The organism is Streptococcus sp. NLN64, assembly GCF_015831295.1.
In the GTDB taxonomy this organism is placed as follows: Bacteria; Bacillota; Bacilli; order Lactobacillales; family Streptococcaceae; genus Streptococcus.
Genome location: NZ_JADXDQ010000042.1, coordinates 1 through 15,686, shown reverse-complemented (window position 1 = coordinate 15,686; position 15,686 = coordinate 1). Strand labels below are relative to the sequence as shown.

Here is a 15,686-nt window from a genome sequence, read left to right as displayed (position 1 = left end):
AAGCAGTAAAAGCATTAGGGATGCGGCAACATCCTTAAGACATTTTTAAATATGTTAACCTTAAGTATAACACAGATAGTGTTTTTTTGCGCTTTTTTACTGTGTTATTTTCAAATAAAAGACTATATACTCGAAACAGTTCAATACCTGACGTTGTCAAGCCTCTTTGATGAACCTACTGATTGCGTGCCTTGCACGCTTAATGGATAATATTCAACAGGTTGTTGAACGGCCATCATCAGTTGTCCTCGTCATTTTTTTCAAATTCCGCGATTATTCTGATTTTGAAATTAGTTAAGTAAAAGTTATAAAAAGAGTAGAAGCCTGATAAACCTCTCGTAATTATCAGATGAATTATAGCTGTTTTTTTCAATATTTAACTTTTTTTTCGTAAATTACGTATAAATTGTTGACAAATCATCTGATGAATAATAGGATAATAGTAAGGAAAGCGTTTTCGAATATCACAAATTGTCTTAGGAGGTTTATGACTATGGAAAAAAGAGTCGATAAGCGGATTGAGGACGTGACCTACAATAGAGCCAAGTTCTGGCAAATTCTATTGTTCTCATTAAATAACGCCTCTACCAATATTTATTTGATGGCTTTTACTTTTGTCACTTATCTATCAACGGGCGTATTAGGGCTCACAGCTCTCTTTGTCAGTCAATTAATGGGTTATGTACGGATTTTCGATGGTTTTATTGATCCGACTATTGGAGTTTTAATTGATAAAACAGATACCAAGTTTGGGAAATATCGTCCAATTCTAGTTTTAGGAAATGTAATTACAGCAATTTCCTTGGTTTTGATGTTGGGTTTACAGAACTTAGATGAAGGAATTAGAATGCCTTTATTTTTAGTGATTCTGATTATTCATAAGATTGGTTATTCACTGCAACAAACCATTACAAAAGCTGGACAAGTCGCATTGACCAATGATCCTAAGCAGCGTCCTATCTTTAATATGATTGATGGAATTGCAACAACACTGCTTTTCACAGGAAGTCAAATTTTTATTTCTGGAAGTATGGTTCCAAGACACGGTGGTTTTACGGCTAGCTTCTTTACAGAACTTTTTCTTGGGGTCATTATTATTTCTGCTATCTTGGCAATCTTAGCTATTATTGGTATTTGGGAAAAAGATAATAAGAAATACTTTGGATTGGGAGATAAGACCCAAGAAACTAGTCTTAAAGATTACTGGAAAGTTATCAAGGGAAACCAGCCTCTTAAAGTTTTGTCGATTTCCGCAGCGTTTGTTAAATTTGTGAGTCAATTATTTGGAGATTCAGTATTAGTGGTGATGCTTTATGGTATTCTTTTTGGTGATTATGCCTTATCTGGTCAGATGTCACTATTATTGATTCTCCCTGGTATTTTGGTGAACTTGGGTGCTGCACAAATTGCGCGGCGAAAAGGGCTACGATTTGCTTATGTAACCGCTCTTCAGGTAGGAATACTTGGTCTTGTAGGCTTAGCCTATTTCCTCTTTAGAGCTGAACCTGGAATGTTGAGTTTGACATCGTTGAACTTGTTTACAATAGGATTTTTTATAACCTATACTCTTGGTCGTTATGCTTCTAGCGCTCCATCAGGCTTGGTACTTACAATGGGAGCTGATATTACTGACTACGAGACATCTGTCTCTGGTCGTTATTTGTCAGGGATGATTGGAACCATTTTCTCACTAACAGATTCAATCGCATCTTCTTTTGCGCCGATGGTGATTGGATTTGTATTAGCTGGTATCGGATTTGGAAAAGAATATCCAACTGTGGAAACAGCTTATTCTACAGACTTGAAAATGGCAACAATTATTTTAATGATTGTCATTCCTGTGGTAACACTTAGCCTCTCACTTTTCCTCATGAAATTTTATAACCTTGATCAAGAAGAAATGGCTCGAATTCAAGAGAAAATTCATGTGATGAAAGCTGCAAAGGATGAAGAACGAGTTATAGCGATTGCCAAAAATGTACCACTAACAGATATGGACTATGTAGATGTCAAGCAATATAAAGTCGATCAATACGATGAAAAGTAATGACTTTTTGGATTCGGAAAAGCTTAGCAATGCTGAGCTTTTCTATTAGAAAGGGGGATCTATGAAGAAAGTCTTATCGATAGGGGAGGTACTGATGCGCCTTTCACCGCCTCATTATCAAACTCTACAACAGACTGGGATGTTCGATATTCAGTTTGGCGGTTCGGAATTAAACGTACTTACGGTGTTGCGTCAATTAGGCCATGAAGTGGAGTTACTGACAGGCTTACCAGAAAATGAATTAGGCCATATGGCAGAACAGTCATTACTCTCTCAACGGATTGGTCAGAATTATCTAGTACGAAAGCCTGGCCGTATGGGACTCTACTATTATCAAAAAGGTTATTCTATACGCCCCAGTCGAATCATTTATGATCGAGAAACTAGTGTTTTTAGTCAGTTGAATAAGCTTGACTTTAACTTAGATACCGTTTTTGATCAAGTAGATTGGTTTCATGTTAGTGGGATTACGATTGCTCTCAGTTCTCAGGTTGCTGAATTAACCCTACACTTGATGAGGCAAGCTAAGGCCCTCCATATTCCAATATCGCTTGATCTGAATTATCGGGAGCATTTGTGGAATTCTTTTCAGGAAGCACGGGACTTGTTAGCGGATTTTGTAGAATTGGCAGATGTTTGTTTTGGTTTGGAGCCTATTCATTTAGGGAGTGACAGTGGGGGAGACTTGAAAGATCTTTTGGGATTTAAACGGCCTTACAAAGATAAAAAACTATTACTCCAAGTTCTGAATGAAATTTCCCAAGTCTATGGTCTTAGAAGTATTGCTTTTACTGAACGAGAACAGACCTATAACAATGCTTATTGCCTTAGAGGTTTTCTTTATGAAGAAGGTCAGCTCTATGAAAGTCCTAAAAAACAAATTCAAGTTTTAGATCGTGTAGGTAGTGGGGATGCTTTCACTGCGGGTATTTTACATGGATGCCTTGAAAATAGAATTCCGACAGAGATATTAGAAATCGGAATGGCTAGTTTTGTTTGGAAACATACTATTGAGGGCGACTTATCCCAATTTAGTTCGCAAGAGCTTCAAGCAATACTTAGAGAAGATTCGTTTGAAATAAAACGATAGTGAGGAGAGTAATATGTTGTATCCAATTGGAAATAGATATCGTGGACTGACCAGTTTAAACGGTATATGGAAATTTAAACAAGGTGAGAATAACGTGAGTTTACCGATGGAGTCTGATGAGGTTATGGCAGTGCCATCTTCCTTTAATGACATTGTGGTGAATCAGAAACAACGAGATTTTATTGGTGATAATTGGTATGAGTGTCAGATCTATTTCCCGCAAGTAGCAGAATGCGAAGAACTTTTGATTCGATTTGGATCGGTAACCCATACAGCCAAAGTGTACATTGAAGGAGAGTTGGTTGGAGAACACAAAGGTGGTTTCACTCCATTTGAAGTAGTAATACCAGAACAATACTATCATCAAGAAACAGCACGTTTAACAGTGGTTGCTAATAATGTGTTGGACTACACAACCCTGCCTGTAGGAAATTATTTTGAGGAAACTGATGAAAACGGAGAGGTGCATAAGAAGGTTAAGGAAAATTTTGATTTTTTCAATTATGCAGGTATTCATCGGTCTGTTTATTTATACAAGGTTCCTAAAAATAGAATTAGGGATATCACTGTTGTTACAGACTTGTCGGAAGATTTAAGTCAAGCGGAAATTCGGGTGGAAGTTCAGGTGAAAGGAACTACAAAACAGCTGAACATTATTTTGTTAGACCAAGAAGGACAAGTGATCGGTGTTTTCAATGAAGATAAGATTGTGGTTGAAAATCCACGTTTGTGGGAGGTTTTGGATGCTTACCTCTATGCTGTTAAGGTGGAATTAATTGAAAATGGTCAGGTAATTGATACTTATACAGAGTCCTTCGGGGTCCGTAAGATTGATATTTCCAATGGACAATTTTTGATTAACAACAAACCATTCTATTTTAAAGGATTTGGTAAACATGAAGATACTTTCATAAACGGTCGAGGTTTAAATGAAGCAGCTAATTTGATGGATTTAAATTTACTAAAAGTCCTTGGTGCTAATTCTTTTCGTACTTCTCACTATCCTTATTCAGAAGAAATGATGCGATTGGCAGATCGAATGGGTGTTGTTGTGATTGATGAAGTTCCAGCTGTTGGACTTTTTCAATCGTTTAGTGCAGCCCTTGATTTAATGGCTGAAAAAGAAGAGCCGCAAAATACTTGGGAAGTCATGCAAACAAAAGATGCCCATGAGCAAGTGATTGATGAATTGATTGCACGGGATAAAAATCATCCGTCGGTTGTTATGTGGGTTGTTGCCAATGAGCCAGCCTCACATGATTTAGGAGCACGTGATTATTTTGCTCCTTTAATTAAAAGAATGAAAGAGGCAGATCCTGCACATCGGCCAGTGACTTTGGTCAATATTATGACAGCCACGCCGGATAAAGACGAAGTCATGGATCTAGTGGATGTTGTCTCTCTTAATCGTTATTATGGTTGGTATGTTGCGCATGGTGATTTAAGCAATGGAGAAAAAGGACTTCGTAGAGAGTTGGAGCAATGGCAAAACCTCTATCCTAAAAAGCCAATTTTAATCACAGAGTATGGTGCAGATACTTTACCAGGACTACATTCCATGTGGGATATTCCTTATACTGAGGAGTTTCAGGCTGCTTATTATGAAATGAATCATCGGGTTTTTGATGCTATTCCAAATGTGGTAGGAGAACAAGTTTGGAATTTTGCTGATTTTGAAACGAATGTTGCTTTATTCCGTATTCAAGGAAATCATAAAGGATTGTTCTCTAGAAATCGTCAACCAAAGCAAATTGTAAAAGAGGTACAAAGACGTTGGTCAAGTATTCCCCACTACAACTATAAGAAAAAATAGTCTATAATCAATCTGTAGGATAAAATATAGCAGGAGGGATCTATGGCCAAGCCATTAGTAGAACAAACTACAGATAAATTATTAGAGTTGATTCGTGCGAGAGATTATCAGGTGGGGGATAGGCTACCAAATGAGTATGAACTTGCTAAAGATTTAGAAGTTGGACGTTCCACCGTTAGAGAAGCGGTGAGAAGTCTAGCTGGTCGAAATATATTAGAAGTAAGACAAGGATCGGGAACTTATATAAGTTCTAAAAAAGGAGTGGTAGAAGATCCTTTGGGATTTTCACTTGTTCGTGACCGTATGAAGCTGACAACAGATCTTTTTGAGCTTCGTTATTTATTGGAGCCCAGGATTGCTGAGAGAGTTGCGCAATTCGCCACCGATGAGGATATTAAACGATTAGAGAACATCGTTATTGAAATTGAAGAGGCAATTGAGGCTGATGATAACCGACATTTGGAGCTAGATGTAGAATTTCACTGTATGTTAGCCGAGATGTGTGGAAACATTGCTATGACAACTTTGATGCCAGTAATCAATCAATCCATTCATTTGATTAATGAGAATTACACAAGTCGTCAGATGAAAGAGGATAGTATTTTGGCTCACCGTTCTATTCTCAGGTCCATCCAAAATAGGCATCCAATTGGAGCTTACGATAGTATGATGGCTCATATAGTATCAGTACGTCAGACTGTTTTTAGTGATTGGAATGAGAAAAATGAAGCAATTCAAGGAATTGAAAAATAATTATGTGATTCGGATTTGATACAAATACACCTAGTATTTATTTTACTGGGTGTATTTTTTTTGCACTAAAAAGCATTAAATCCCTTGACAATTCATCTGATGATTTATATACTAATGGTAGATGAATGCGTTACCAATTAGGAGGAGCTCATGATTGAATTGATAAAACAAAATTATTATTTTGCAGTTATACGCGGAAAAGATGAGGATGAAGCCAAGGAAATTGCGAGGCAATCGATTTTAGGAGGTATTCGTAATATAGAGATTACTTATTCAACGCCAAATGCAAATCAAGTAATTGCTGATTTAGTTCAGGAGTTCTCAGATGATTTACAAGTTGTTGTTGGAGCTGGTACTGTAATGAGTACAGATTTGGCTTATCAAGCTATTGAAGCGGGAGCTGCATTTCTTGTGAGTCCGCATTTCGATCCAGATATTCAAGTTATAGCACAAGAAGAAGGAATCTATTATTTCCCGGGTTGTGGAACAGTTACAGAGGTTGTTCGAGCAGATCGAGCAGGATGCCCAATTATCAAACTTTTTCCAGGAGGTGTCTTAGGTTCAGGGTTTATTAAAGATATTCATGGACCAATTCCTGATGTAAATATCATGCCCTCTGGTGGGGTTTCTATAGATAATGTAGCTCAATGGCGACAAGCGGGAGCCTGTGCTATCGGAATTGGTTCAGCTCTAGTAAAACGACTAGACCAGGATGGTTTTGATAGTATACGAGAAATTGCAGCAGATTTTGTAGCGGCAGGAGGTATTTAAAATGTCTTTCTTTGATGAAAACTTTATGTTAAAAAATAGTTCCGCTATTCAACTTTATCAATCTATTAAGAAATTACCAATATATGATTTTCATTGTCACTTGGATCCTCGAGAAATTTTTGAGGATAGGGTGTATGACGATATTGTAGATTTATGGTTGGGAGGAGACCATTACAAATGGCGTCTAATGCGTGCTAACGGCGTTTCAGAATATTATATTACTGGTGAGGCATCAAATCTTGACAAATTTATAGCCTGGGCCAGTACTTTAGAGGTAGCCTATGGAAATCCTCTTTACCATTGGAGTCATTTGGAATTGCGAAATGTCTTTGGGATTAATGAGCTTCTAACTAAAGATAACGCGGTAGAGATGTATGATCGATTAAATTCAATTATCCAAGAGAAGTCTATTAGCCCTCGTAAGCTCATCGCAGAATCAAATGTTGAATTTATTGGGACTACAGATGGTCCTTTAGACTCACTGGAATGGCATCAAAAGCTTTCTGAAGATACAAGTTTCGATACTATTGTTGCACCTACGTTTCGTCCAGATCAAGCATTTGTGGAGCATCAGGAATTTGCGAAGTTTACAGCTCGGTTAGAAGAAATGTCTGGAAAAATGATCCATTCCTATACGGATTTCATTAGTGCGATGGGAGAACGTATCGCTTTCTTTGCCAAACAAGGATGTCGAGCTAGTGATATTAGTTTTTTAAAGATTGTTTACCGACCTGTGGATACGGCTGATTTGAATCAGATTTTAGCTGCTGCCCGTGAAGGGAATGAGCTGAGCCAAGAGGCAATCGAAGCTTGGCAAACAGCATTGTTTAGGGATTTGTGTCGTTTTTATAAACAATATGATTTTATTACGCAGGTACATTTTGGAGCCTTACGTAATAATCATTCTTACTTAGCGCAAAAACTTGGGGCAGACGTAGGAGTCGATTCTATGGGAGATCAAATAAATTTGGCTTTTCAACTAAATCGTATTTTGGATGACCTAGTACAAGAAGAGGCTTTACCTAAGATGATTTGGTACAATTTGAATCCGAATTATAATCACGTGTTGGCGAACACCTTGGCGAATTTCCAAGCAAATGAAAAGGGGCAGGCTGCACAATTACAGCTTGGAGCTGGTTGGTGGTTTAATGATACACGCCAAGGGATGATTCAACAGATGGATGCCTATGCTGAACAGGGGATTCTAGCACACTTTGTAGGAATGTTGACAGATTCACGTAGTTTCTTATCCTATCAGCGCCACGACTATTTCAGAAGGATTCTTGCTTCCTATATAGGGCGTTGGGTTGAAGAAGGCGAGGTACCAGAAGATTATCCACGTTTAGAACAGCTAGTTAAAGCGATTGCCTTTAACAATGCTCAGGCGTTTTTTAGAAAATAAGGAGTGACACTATGAAAATGTCTTTTCGTTGGTATGGAGAAAAGGATCCAGTATCGTTAGAAGAAATTAAAGCAATTCCTGGTATGCAAGGGATTGTCACAGCGGTATATGATGTGCCTGTAGGACAGCCTTGGCCACTGGAAAAAATTCTAAAATTAAAGGAAAAAGTCGAAGCAGCTGGTCTTGAAATTTCCGTTATTGAGTCTATTCCTGTTCATGAAGATATTAAGCAGGGAAAAAGCAATCGTGATGAATTAATAGAGAACTACAAAACTTCTATTCGAAATGTAGGACAGGCTGGTATCCCTGTTGTCTGTTATAATTTCATGCCTGTCTTTGATTGGACGCGCTCAGATTTGTATCATCCCCTACCTGATGGAACGACTTCTTTAGCATTTTTAAAATCAGATTTAGAGGGAGTTGATCCAGTTGCAGATGATTTAAATTTACCAGGCTGGGATTCCTCTTATTCTAAGGATGAGATGAAGGCCATCATTGAGAATTACAGACAAAATATTTCAGAAGAAGATTTATGGGCTAATTTAGACTATTTTATTAAGGCTATCTTGCCGACAGCTGAAAAGGCAGGTGTGAAAATGGCTATTCATCCAGATGACCCACCATATGGAATCTTCGGATTACCAAGAATTATCACAGGACAAAAAGCAGTGGAACGTTTCCTAGGCCTATATGATTCTGAATACAATGGAATGACTATGTGCGTAGGTTCTTATGCTTCTGATCCATCTAATGATGTACTTGCGATGATGGAGTATGCCCTTCAACGGAATCGTATTCATTTTATGCACACGAGAAATGTCACAGCTGGCAATTGGGGATTCCAAGAGACTGCACATTTATCACAAGCTGGGGATATCGATATGAATGCAGTTATTAAATTACTAGTAGACCATGACTGGCAGGGAGCGCTTCGACCAGATCATGGTCGTCGAATCTGGGGGGACCAGACTAAGACACCAGGCTATGGTCTATACGATCGAGCTCTCGGTGCCACCTATTTTAATGGTCTTTATGAAGCGAATATGAGGGCGGCTGGTAAAATACCTGATTTTGGAATTGTAGTAAAAACTGTTGGGAATAAGGAGGAGTAGCTTATGGTAAAAGTAATTGATTTCAAAGATAAAGTAGTCGTGGTTACGGGAGCAGGAGGAGTCCTTTGTGGGTACTTGGCTACTGAATTTGCTAAAGCAGGAGCCAAGGTTGCTCTATTAGACTTGAATCAAGAAGCTGCTCAAAGTTATGTAGATCAAATTTTGGAAGCGGGTGGTCATGCCAAGGCTTATGAATCAAATGTTTTAGATAAGGCAAATTTAGAACAAGTACGTAAAGCTATTCTGGCTGATTTTGGAGCAGTAGATATTTTAGTAAATGGAGCCGGAGGCAATAATCCAAAAGCGACTACCGATAATGAATTTCATGACGTTGATTTACCTGAGGATGCTAAAAGTTTCTTTGACTTAGACGAAGCTGGAATTAGTTTTGTCTTCAATCTTAATTATTTGGGAACACTTTTACCAACACAAGTTTTTGCCAAGGATATGATAGGCCGCCCCGGAGCTAATATTATCAATATTTCCAGTATGAATGCTTTCACCCCTTTAACGAAGATTCCGGCTTATTCTGGCGCTAAGGCTGCTATCAGTAATTTTACGCAATGGCTTGCAGTTCATTTTTCAAAAGTGGGGATTCGTTGCAATGCCATTGCACCAGGATTCTTGGTAACAAATCAAAACCGTACTTTGTTATTTGATAACGAAGGTCAGCCAACAGCTCGTGCTCATAAAATTTTGAATAATACGCCAATGGGACGTTTTGGTGAGGCGGAAGAACTAGTTGGCGGAGTATTTTTCTTAGCTGATGAAAATTTGTCTAGTTTTGTTAATGGTGTTGTACTGCCAATTGATGGTGGATTTTCAGCCTATTCTGGAGTCTAGTATGGAAAAGAATGTTATTTATTGTGTTGATTCTGATGGCTGTGCCATGGATACAATGACTTACAAACATCAATTATTTTTTGGTCCATTAGCTGCAGAAGTATTTGAAGTAGATAATCGTGAAGACTTTCTGAGAGAATGGAATCGTGTTAATCTTTTCTCGATTAGTAGAGGGATTAATCGTTTTGTTGGATTAGTCCGAGGATTGGAATATGCCGGTATTTCTAATATTTCAGCTTTAAAAAAGTGGGTGGAAGAGACAGATTCACTTTCCAATGCTTCGTTAGAAAAAGCATTGCAAAACCGTCCATCGGAAGATCTCAACAAAGCTTTGGATTGGTCACTACGGGTGAATCAGGCGATTAAAGCCTATGAAGGCCCTATTCTAGCTTTTCCAGGAGTGAGGGAATGCTTCGAACAGATGAGACAATTTGGTGAAATCGTCGTTGTTTCCTCGGCTAATAAAGAAGCTGTAATGGAGGAATGGGAAGCACAGGGGTTACTGCAGTATGTATCAGAAGTTTTTTGCCAGGATCATGGGTTGAAAACGGATATTATTGCATCTTTGATAGGTGGAGGAGCAATAAATAATCGAATTCTAATGGTTGGTGACTCAGTAGGTGATCTAGAGGCTGCCAAAAATAACGAAGTAGCTTTTTATCCTATTATGGTGGGAAAAGAAGAGGAATCATGGGAGCAACTTAGGGAACAGGTGGCATCTGCCTTTGCAAGAGGGAGCTACTCTGCAGAAATGGAACAAGAACAAATCCAAAGATTCTGGAAAAACCTTGATTCCTAGAAAGGAAAATGAGATGGCACATAAAGTTGATTTACGAAAAAAACCTTATAACTTGGATGATGACGCTATCGCTTGGGTTGAGAATACCATCCAATCCATGACTTTGGATGAAAAAATCGGGCAACTCTTTGTGAATATGGGAAGTGAGCGAACTGAAGAGTATTTAACTGGTGTTCTGAATGACTATAAAATTGCTGCAGTTCGCTACAACAAAGGGACTGCGAGCGAGGTTTGGGAACAGAATTATATTCTTCAGACTAAATCTAAGATTCCTCTTTTGATAGCAGCAAATACAGAAGCAGGAGGCGATGGTGCTGTAACAGATGGAACCAAAATTGGAGATGAGGTTAAAATTGCTGCGGCTAATAATCCCCAATATGCTTATCAAATGGGAAAAGTTGCGGGCATTGAAGCAGCAGCAGTTGGTTGTAATGTTTCTTTTGCACCAATCATGGATCTCAGTCGCAATTGGAGAAATCCAATTATTGCAAATCGAACTTGGGGAGCGAATGTTGAACAAGTCATAGAACTTTCAAAAGAGTACATGAAAGGGATTATGGAAGAGGGGATTTTACCCTTTGCGAAACATTTCCCTGGAGATGGAATTGATGAGCGAGACCATCATCTTTCCTTTGCATCTAATCCAATGTCAAAAGCTGAGTGGATGGATAGTTTTGGTCGAATCTATCGTGAGATGGCGGAAGCGGGCCTTCCTGGAATTATGGCTGGGCATATCCATTTACCACGTGTAGAACAAGAGATGCATCCAGACCGTTCTGTGGATGAGTTGCTTCCAGCTTCACTAAATAAGACATTACTTGATGAATTACTCCGAGGTGAGCTGGGGTATAATGGGGCTATTGTAACCGATGCTAGTCACATGGTAGCCATGACTTCTTCTATGTCACGACGTGAACTACTTCCGACAGCTATTGAAGCTGGATGTGACCTTTTCTTATTTTTCAATGATCCAGATGAAGATTTGACATGGATGAAGCAAGGTTATGAGGAGGGGCTTTTATCAGAAGAACGTCTTCTCGATGCTCTTCGTCGGACTTTAGGATTAAAAGCTAAACTGGGACTCCATCTCTATGAAGGTCGTCGCCAGGAAATTCTCCCTTCAAAAGAGGAAGCCTTGAAACGTATCGGTCTACCTGAAGCACACGAATTAGCTAAAGAAGTTGCGGACAAATCAATCACCCTTGTTAAAGCAAAAGAAGACGGGATTTTTCCTGTAAAGCCAAATCAGTATAAGCGAATTTTACTGGTAGATGTCGAAGGCTATAAAGGTGGGTTTGGTGCTATGATTAATGCTGGAAAAAAACGTGCATCTGACTACTTAAAAGAATTACTGGAAATGCGTGGTCATGAGGTAAGCATTTGGGAAAACACGGAAGAACGTATCAATAAATTACCTGTTGAACAAAGACCCGCTGCGATGGCTAATGTCTATGCTTCCAAACGTAAAATTGCAGATATCACAAATCATTATGATTTAATTATTAATTTAGTTGATGTTAATTCGGGAGGGACGACACAACGGATTATTTGGCCTGCGGCTAAAGGAACTCCAGATCAACCCTTCTATGTTCACGAAATTCCTACAATTCTGGTTTCGCTTCAACATCCATTTGCATTGGCAGATATGCCTCAAGTAGGAACGTATATCAATGCATATGATAGTCTTCCTGTTACACTAGAAGCACTAGTTGAAAAGTTAGCAGGTGAATCAGCGTTTACAGGTGTATCTCCAGTAGATGCTTATTGTGGTTTTTTGGATACCCAGATCTGGAGAAAGCCATAAGAATTCATTGAGTCACTTTAATTTTTTTCGTAAGAGTCTCGCTTGATTTCGAGACTCTTTTCTATTCCAGAATATCTGGAGCATCAAATTTTTTATACTTATTGCATTTTAAACTCTGGCTTTGTCAAGCCTCTTTGATGAACTTATTGATTGCGTGTTTTCACGCCTTATCCTTAATAATCAAAGTGAATTCACTAACTAAAATAGGAAGGTTGGGACAAAAGTCTCTACAGTCTCAACCTCGAACGATCATCATCGGCTTTCCTCGTCATTTTTTGAAATTCCGCAAGTATTCTGATGTTGAAATTAGTTAAGTATAAGCAAAAAAAACCACTTGAATCTAAGGATTCAAGCGGTTTTGGTATTCTTCAATAATGGCTTCTTTTTTAGCTTTGCTGAGTTTTTTGAATTGGGCTTCGGCTTTGAGGGCCTGACTTTTGTCAGGGTAGGTTTGGGTATAGACCAGGGTTACCGGGCCTTTGGCACGTGTGTACTTTGCTCCCTTACCGTCGTTATGTTGTTTGATTCGCCGTTCTAGATTATTGGTGTAACCAGTATAGAGGCTGTTGTCCCGGCAACGCACGACATAGATGCAGTCCTTATTGGCGTCCATAAATCTCTTGAATCTCCGGACGATAGGATCCGTCTTCCTCATGAATATAGAGAGGAGGGAAGATTTTTAGCCCATCCGTTGAGCCATCTTTAATCGCCTCAATTAAGATCATATTGGCCTCGCGGTTTTCTTTAGGGTAAATAAATTGAAGGCGCTTGGGTGCTAATTTAAAAGCCTGCAGTGTATTTAAAATGTCTAGTAAGCGATCGGGGCGATGGACCATAGCCAGTCTACCATTGGATTTGAGAATCTTTTGGGCGACTGCACAAATCTCCTCCAGGTTGGTTGTAATTTCATGACGGGCTAAGAGGTAGTGGGGGCTAAGGTTCTTGTTAGAGGTTTCACTAGCTTTGAAATAAGGTGGGTTACAAAGGATTAAATCTACCTGACTAGGGGGTAACTGTTGAGGGAGCTCCTTTAAATCCATATTCCAAACCTGAACCTGCTGGTCTAAGTTATTGAGGGTCACAGAACGTTGGGCCATATCTGCTAGGCGCTCCTGGATTTCCACTAAAAGAATATCCGCCTTGGTATGCTGACTAGCAAAGAGTCCCACAGCTCCGTTTCCAGCACAGAGGTCCACAATTTTGCCCTTTTTAGGGAGTTTTGGGAAACGAGACAGAAGGACACTGTCGATCGAATAAGAAAAAACTTCTCGATTTTGGATAATTTTTACCGGGCTCGTGAACAACTGATCTAGCCGTTCCCCCGGACGTAATTCAATTTCACTCATAGAACCATTATAGCATTTTGCTCAAAAATAAGGATCCCCCCCTTTATCACACCTTAAAAATCCCGTATCTATAGGCTTTTTGAGGTCTATCCTTTTGTTTTTCCATAAATTTGCGCACCTTTTTGCGGACTTTTCTATAAATCGCCCATAGCTTTCTCAAACAATGAGACGGCTTTTTTTGCGCTTTCTCGTGATAGATGACTATAGACGTCCATGGTCACCGAGATATTGGAATGCCCTAGGCGGTGCTGGAGTTCCTTGTAAGGTATCCCAGAGTTTAGTAGCAAGCTGGCATGGGTATGGCGGAATCCGTGAAAGCCAATTCTTGGGACATTGGCTTTTTTGAAATGAGTTTGGAGACGAAAGTCCAAGTTGTCCCTTTTGGGGTATTCGTGAATGAAGTCCGAAAATACAACCGTTTCAGTTCGCCCTAGTTGCCAAGCTTCCAAGGTTTGGCGTTTCTTGTACTCTTTTAGCATGCTAACCGTTTGGGGATCTATATCTATATCCCTCTCGCTGGCCTTGGATTTAGGCGAGTTTATGCCACCTTTTAGATTGATGGTTTTCGTGATAGATACAACACCACCCGCCAAGTCAATATCTTCCCAGTGTAAAGCTATGGCCTCCCCGATACGGCAACCCGTAGCAAGTAGGAACTTATATAGCACTGTTTCATAATAATTGCGGTAGCGATTATGGTCAAGATTATCCAAGTGGTCAAGGAATCTTTTTAGTTCCTCTTTCTCAAAGTGTTTGACCTTAGTCCGTTTTGCTTTCTGAAGATTACGGGGGAGAATGACCTCCCTAGCTGGGTTGAATGGGATAACTTGAAGGACAACCCCATATTGAAGTATTCTCTTGTTGAGCGCGTGGATTTTATCATAGTGGAGATAAGCACCTTTTTCCCCTCGATTGGTTTTGCTAGCCAAGTTGTTGATGGTGGATTGAATCAAGGGAGTAGTCAGCTTATCCAACTTGTACGACCCGAATAAACTTAGAACATGTTTAAGGACGTTTTTAGTGCTTAGTTGAGTATTTACTTTCACGGTATCCTTGTAACTATCCCACCAAAGTCCTGCTAGTTCCTCGTAAGTATCCACCTTGGCAAAGCGAACCCGTGTAGATCCATTGTTTTTAAAATTGGCCACGGCTTCGATTGCCTTATGCTTGACCTCTTTTTGAGTTCTCCCAGTGACCTTGGTTTTGACTTTCTTCCCAGTTACTGAATCAGTTCCCAAATAGACATCCGCACGGTAGACGGTAGATCCGTCTTTCTTTTTGATTTGATTGATTTTCATGATTTTCCTTTCTACAGTAGGCAAGGTTATTGAAAAGGACTTAGGTATCATGAAATTTTAAGCGGGGACGTGCCTATTTGGCCACCTAGCGTGTTGGGGGATAGATTGTAAGGGAAGGAGTTGGAAGGCCGTAGGAGGGCAGAGATAAGCGAATCCAGCGGATGAAATTTTGATATAATTGAGTAGCCCTCTTGGCTTAGAAAGGGGGTGAAATGGATGGCACAAGCTTTTCTCACCATGTTTCTTGTTCCGTTGCTCGTTGGTATTCTTACAGTCTTGTTTGAATATTGGCTAAACAACCGCAAGAAATAGCCCTAGGGCAAAAGAAAAACCCTCAGCGCTGGAACGCTGGGGGCTTTTTGGATGGTACAAATTTTCTCACCATTTGTATACACCTAAATTATATCCCAAGCGTTGGATCATTGTCAAATTTTTAGCTAGTCACAGACCGCCATATACACCCCTAACAAGCTAAAATCATAGAATAGTATTATTTTGGTTTACCATATCCCTACATATCCCACTTTTTAAAGCGTGACCACAATAGCATAGTATCACGCGCCACGGTTGAACTATGTTATAATGGTTTTGTGACCTTGCTAACAGGT

The 15,686-nt window shown here is 39.4% G+C and carries 13 protein-coding genes; 10 read left to right on the top strand and 3 right to left on the bottom strand.

Annotated elements, in window-relative coordinates:
• Positions 1 to 493 precede the first annotated feature (493 nt).
• From I2503_RS06935 to I2503_RS06890, 10 genes are all read left to right on the top strand, one after another.
• Positions 494 to 2,047: an MFS transporter gene (locus I2503_RS06935; RefSeq protein WP_196967472.1), complete on the top strand. Its 1,554-nt coding sequence runs from the start codon at positions 494 to 496 to the stop codon at positions 2,045 to 2,047.
• Between the two features lie 61 nt (positions 2,048 to 2,108).
• Positions 2,109 to 3,137: a sugar kinase gene (locus I2503_RS06930; protein ID WP_196967471.1), complete on the top strand. Its 1,029-nt coding sequence runs from the start codon at positions 2,109 to 2,111 to the stop codon at positions 3,135 to 3,137.
• A 13-nt stretch (positions 3,138 to 3,150) separates the two neighbouring features.
• Positions 3,151 to 4,950, top strand: a complete 1,800-nt coding sequence (uidA, locus tag I2503_RS06925; RefSeq protein WP_196967470.1) for a beta-glucuronidase — start codon at positions 3,151 to 3,153, stop codon at positions 4,948 to 4,950.
• Positions 4,951 to 4,992: 42 nt separating this feature from the next.
• Positions 4,993 to 5,703, top strand: a complete 711-nt coding sequence (locus I2503_RS06920; protein ID WP_196967469.1) for an FCD domain-containing protein — start codon at positions 4,993 to 4,995, stop codon at positions 5,701 to 5,703.
• A 150-nt stretch (positions 5,704 to 5,853) separates the two neighbouring features.
• Entirely contained in the window at positions 5,854 to 6,474 is a 621-nt protein-coding gene (eda, locus tag I2503_RS06915) for a bifunctional 4-hydroxy-2-oxoglutarate aldolase/2-dehydro-3-deoxy-phosphogluconate aldolase (protein ID WP_196967468.1), read from the top strand.
• 1 nt (position 6,475) lies between these two features.
• A complete protein-coding gene (gene uxaC, locus I2503_RS06910; RefSeq protein ID WP_196967467.1) occupies positions 6,476 to 7,876 on the top strand; it encodes a glucuronate isomerase in 1,401 nt (466 codons plus the stop codon).
• An 11-nt stretch (positions 7,877 to 7,887) separates the two neighbouring features.
• Entirely contained in the window at positions 7,888 to 8,988 is a 1,101-nt protein-coding gene (locus tag I2503_RS06905; RefSeq protein ID WP_196967466.1) for a mannonate dehydratase, read from the top strand.
• 3 nt (positions 8,989 to 8,991) lie between these two features.
• The gene (locus tag I2503_RS06900) at positions 8,992 to 9,831 is read left to right on the top strand and encodes an SDR family oxidoreductase (RefSeq protein WP_196967465.1); all 840 of its coding nucleotides are present in this window, start codon (positions 8,992 to 8,994) and stop codon (positions 9,829 to 9,831) included.
• 1 nt (position 9,832) lies between these two features.
• Entirely contained in the window at positions 9,833 to 10,630 is a 798-nt protein-coding gene (locus tag I2503_RS06895) for an HAD hydrolase-like protein (protein ID WP_196967464.1), read from the top strand.
• Positions 10,631 to 10,643: 13 nt separating this feature from the next.
• Complete coding sequence (locus I2503_RS06890) at positions 10,644 to 12,434, top strand: glycoside hydrolase family 3 N-terminal domain-containing protein (RefSeq protein WP_196967463.1); 1,791 nt, start codon at positions 10,644 to 10,646, stop codon at positions 12,432 to 12,434.
• A gap of 340 nt (positions 12,435 to 12,774) precedes the next feature.
• On the opposite strand, the gene I2503_RS06885 is transcribed toward I2503_RS06890, so the two are convergent.
• The 3 genes from I2503_RS06885 to I2503_RS06875 form a co-directional block, all read right to left on the bottom strand.
• Positions 12,775 to 13,047 carry a GIY-YIG nuclease family protein gene (locus tag I2503_RS06885; RefSeq protein ID WP_196090912.1) on the bottom strand — a complete coding sequence of 91 codons (273 nt, stop codon included), beginning with the start codon at positions 13,045 to 13,047 and terminating at the stop codon, positions 12,775 to 12,777.
• The gene (locus I2503_RS06880; protein WP_196967462.1) at positions 13,034 to 13,780 is read right to left on the bottom strand and encodes a tRNA1(Val) (adenine(37)-N6)-methyltransferase; all 747 of its coding nucleotides are present in this window, start codon (positions 13,778 to 13,780) and stop codon (positions 13,034 to 13,036) included. Before I2503_RS06880 ends, I2503_RS06885 begins: the two co-directional genes overlap by 14 nt.
• A gap of 134 nt (positions 13,781 to 13,914) precedes the next feature.
• On the bottom strand, positions 13,915 to 15,078 hold the full coding sequence (locus tag I2503_RS06875; RefSeq protein WP_196967461.1) for a site-specific integrase: 1,164 nt from the start codon (positions 15,076 to 15,078) through the stop codon (positions 13,915 to 13,917).
• Between the last annotated feature and the right edge of the window lie 608 nt (positions 15,079 to 15,686).

Excerpts from the sequence above, each read along its gene's own strand:
- I2503_RS06935 (WP_196967472.1), top strand. The coding sequence starts at position 494 with ATGGAAAAAAGAGTCGATAAGCGGATTGAGGACGTGACCTACAATAGA.
- I2503_RS06920 (WP_196967469.1), top strand. The coding sequence starts at position 4,993 with ATGGCCAAGCCATTAGTAGAACAAACTACAGATAAATTATTAGAGTTG.
- I2503_RS06875 (WP_196967461.1), bottom strand. The coding sequence starts at position 15,078 with ATGAAAATCAATCAAATCAAAAAGAAAGACGGATCTACCGTCTACCGT.
- I2503_RS06895 (WP_196967464.1), top strand. The coding sequence starts at position 9,833 with ATGGAAAAGAATGTTATTTATTGTGTTGATTCTGATGGCTGTGCCATG.
- I2503_RS06905 (WP_196967466.1), top strand. The coding sequence starts at position 7,888 with ATGAAAATGTCTTTTCGTTGGTATGGAGAAAAGGATCCAGTATCGTTA.
- I2503_RS06880 (WP_196967462.1), bottom strand. The coding sequence starts at position 13,780 with ATGAGTGAAATTGAATTACGTCCGGGGGAACGGCTAGATCAGTTGTTC.
- I2503_RS06930 (WP_196967471.1), top strand. The coding sequence starts at position 2,109 with ATGAAGAAAGTCTTATCGATAGGGGAGGTACTGATGCGCCTTTCACCG.
- uxaC (WP_196967467.1), top strand. The coding sequence starts at position 6,476 with ATGTCTTTCTTTGATGAAAACTTTATGTTAAAAAATAGTTCCGCTATT.
- eda (WP_196967468.1), top strand. The coding sequence starts at position 5,854 with ATGATTGAATTGATAAAACAAAATTATTATTTTGCAGTTATACGCGGA.
- uidA (WP_196967470.1), top strand. The coding sequence starts at position 3,151 with ATGTTGTATCCAATTGGAAATAGATATCGTGGACTGACCAGTTTAAAC.
- I2503_RS06890 (WP_196967463.1), top strand. The coding sequence starts at position 10,644 with ATGGCACATAAAGTTGATTTACGAAAAAAACCTTATAACTTGGATGAT.
- I2503_RS06900 (WP_196967465.1), top strand. The coding sequence starts at position 8,992 with ATGGTAAAAGTAATTGATTTCAAAGATAAAGTAGTCGTGGTTACGGGA.
- I2503_RS06885 (WP_196090912.1), bottom strand. The coding sequence starts at position 13,047 with ATGGACGCCAATAAGGACTGCATCTATGTCGTGCGTTGCCGGGACAAC.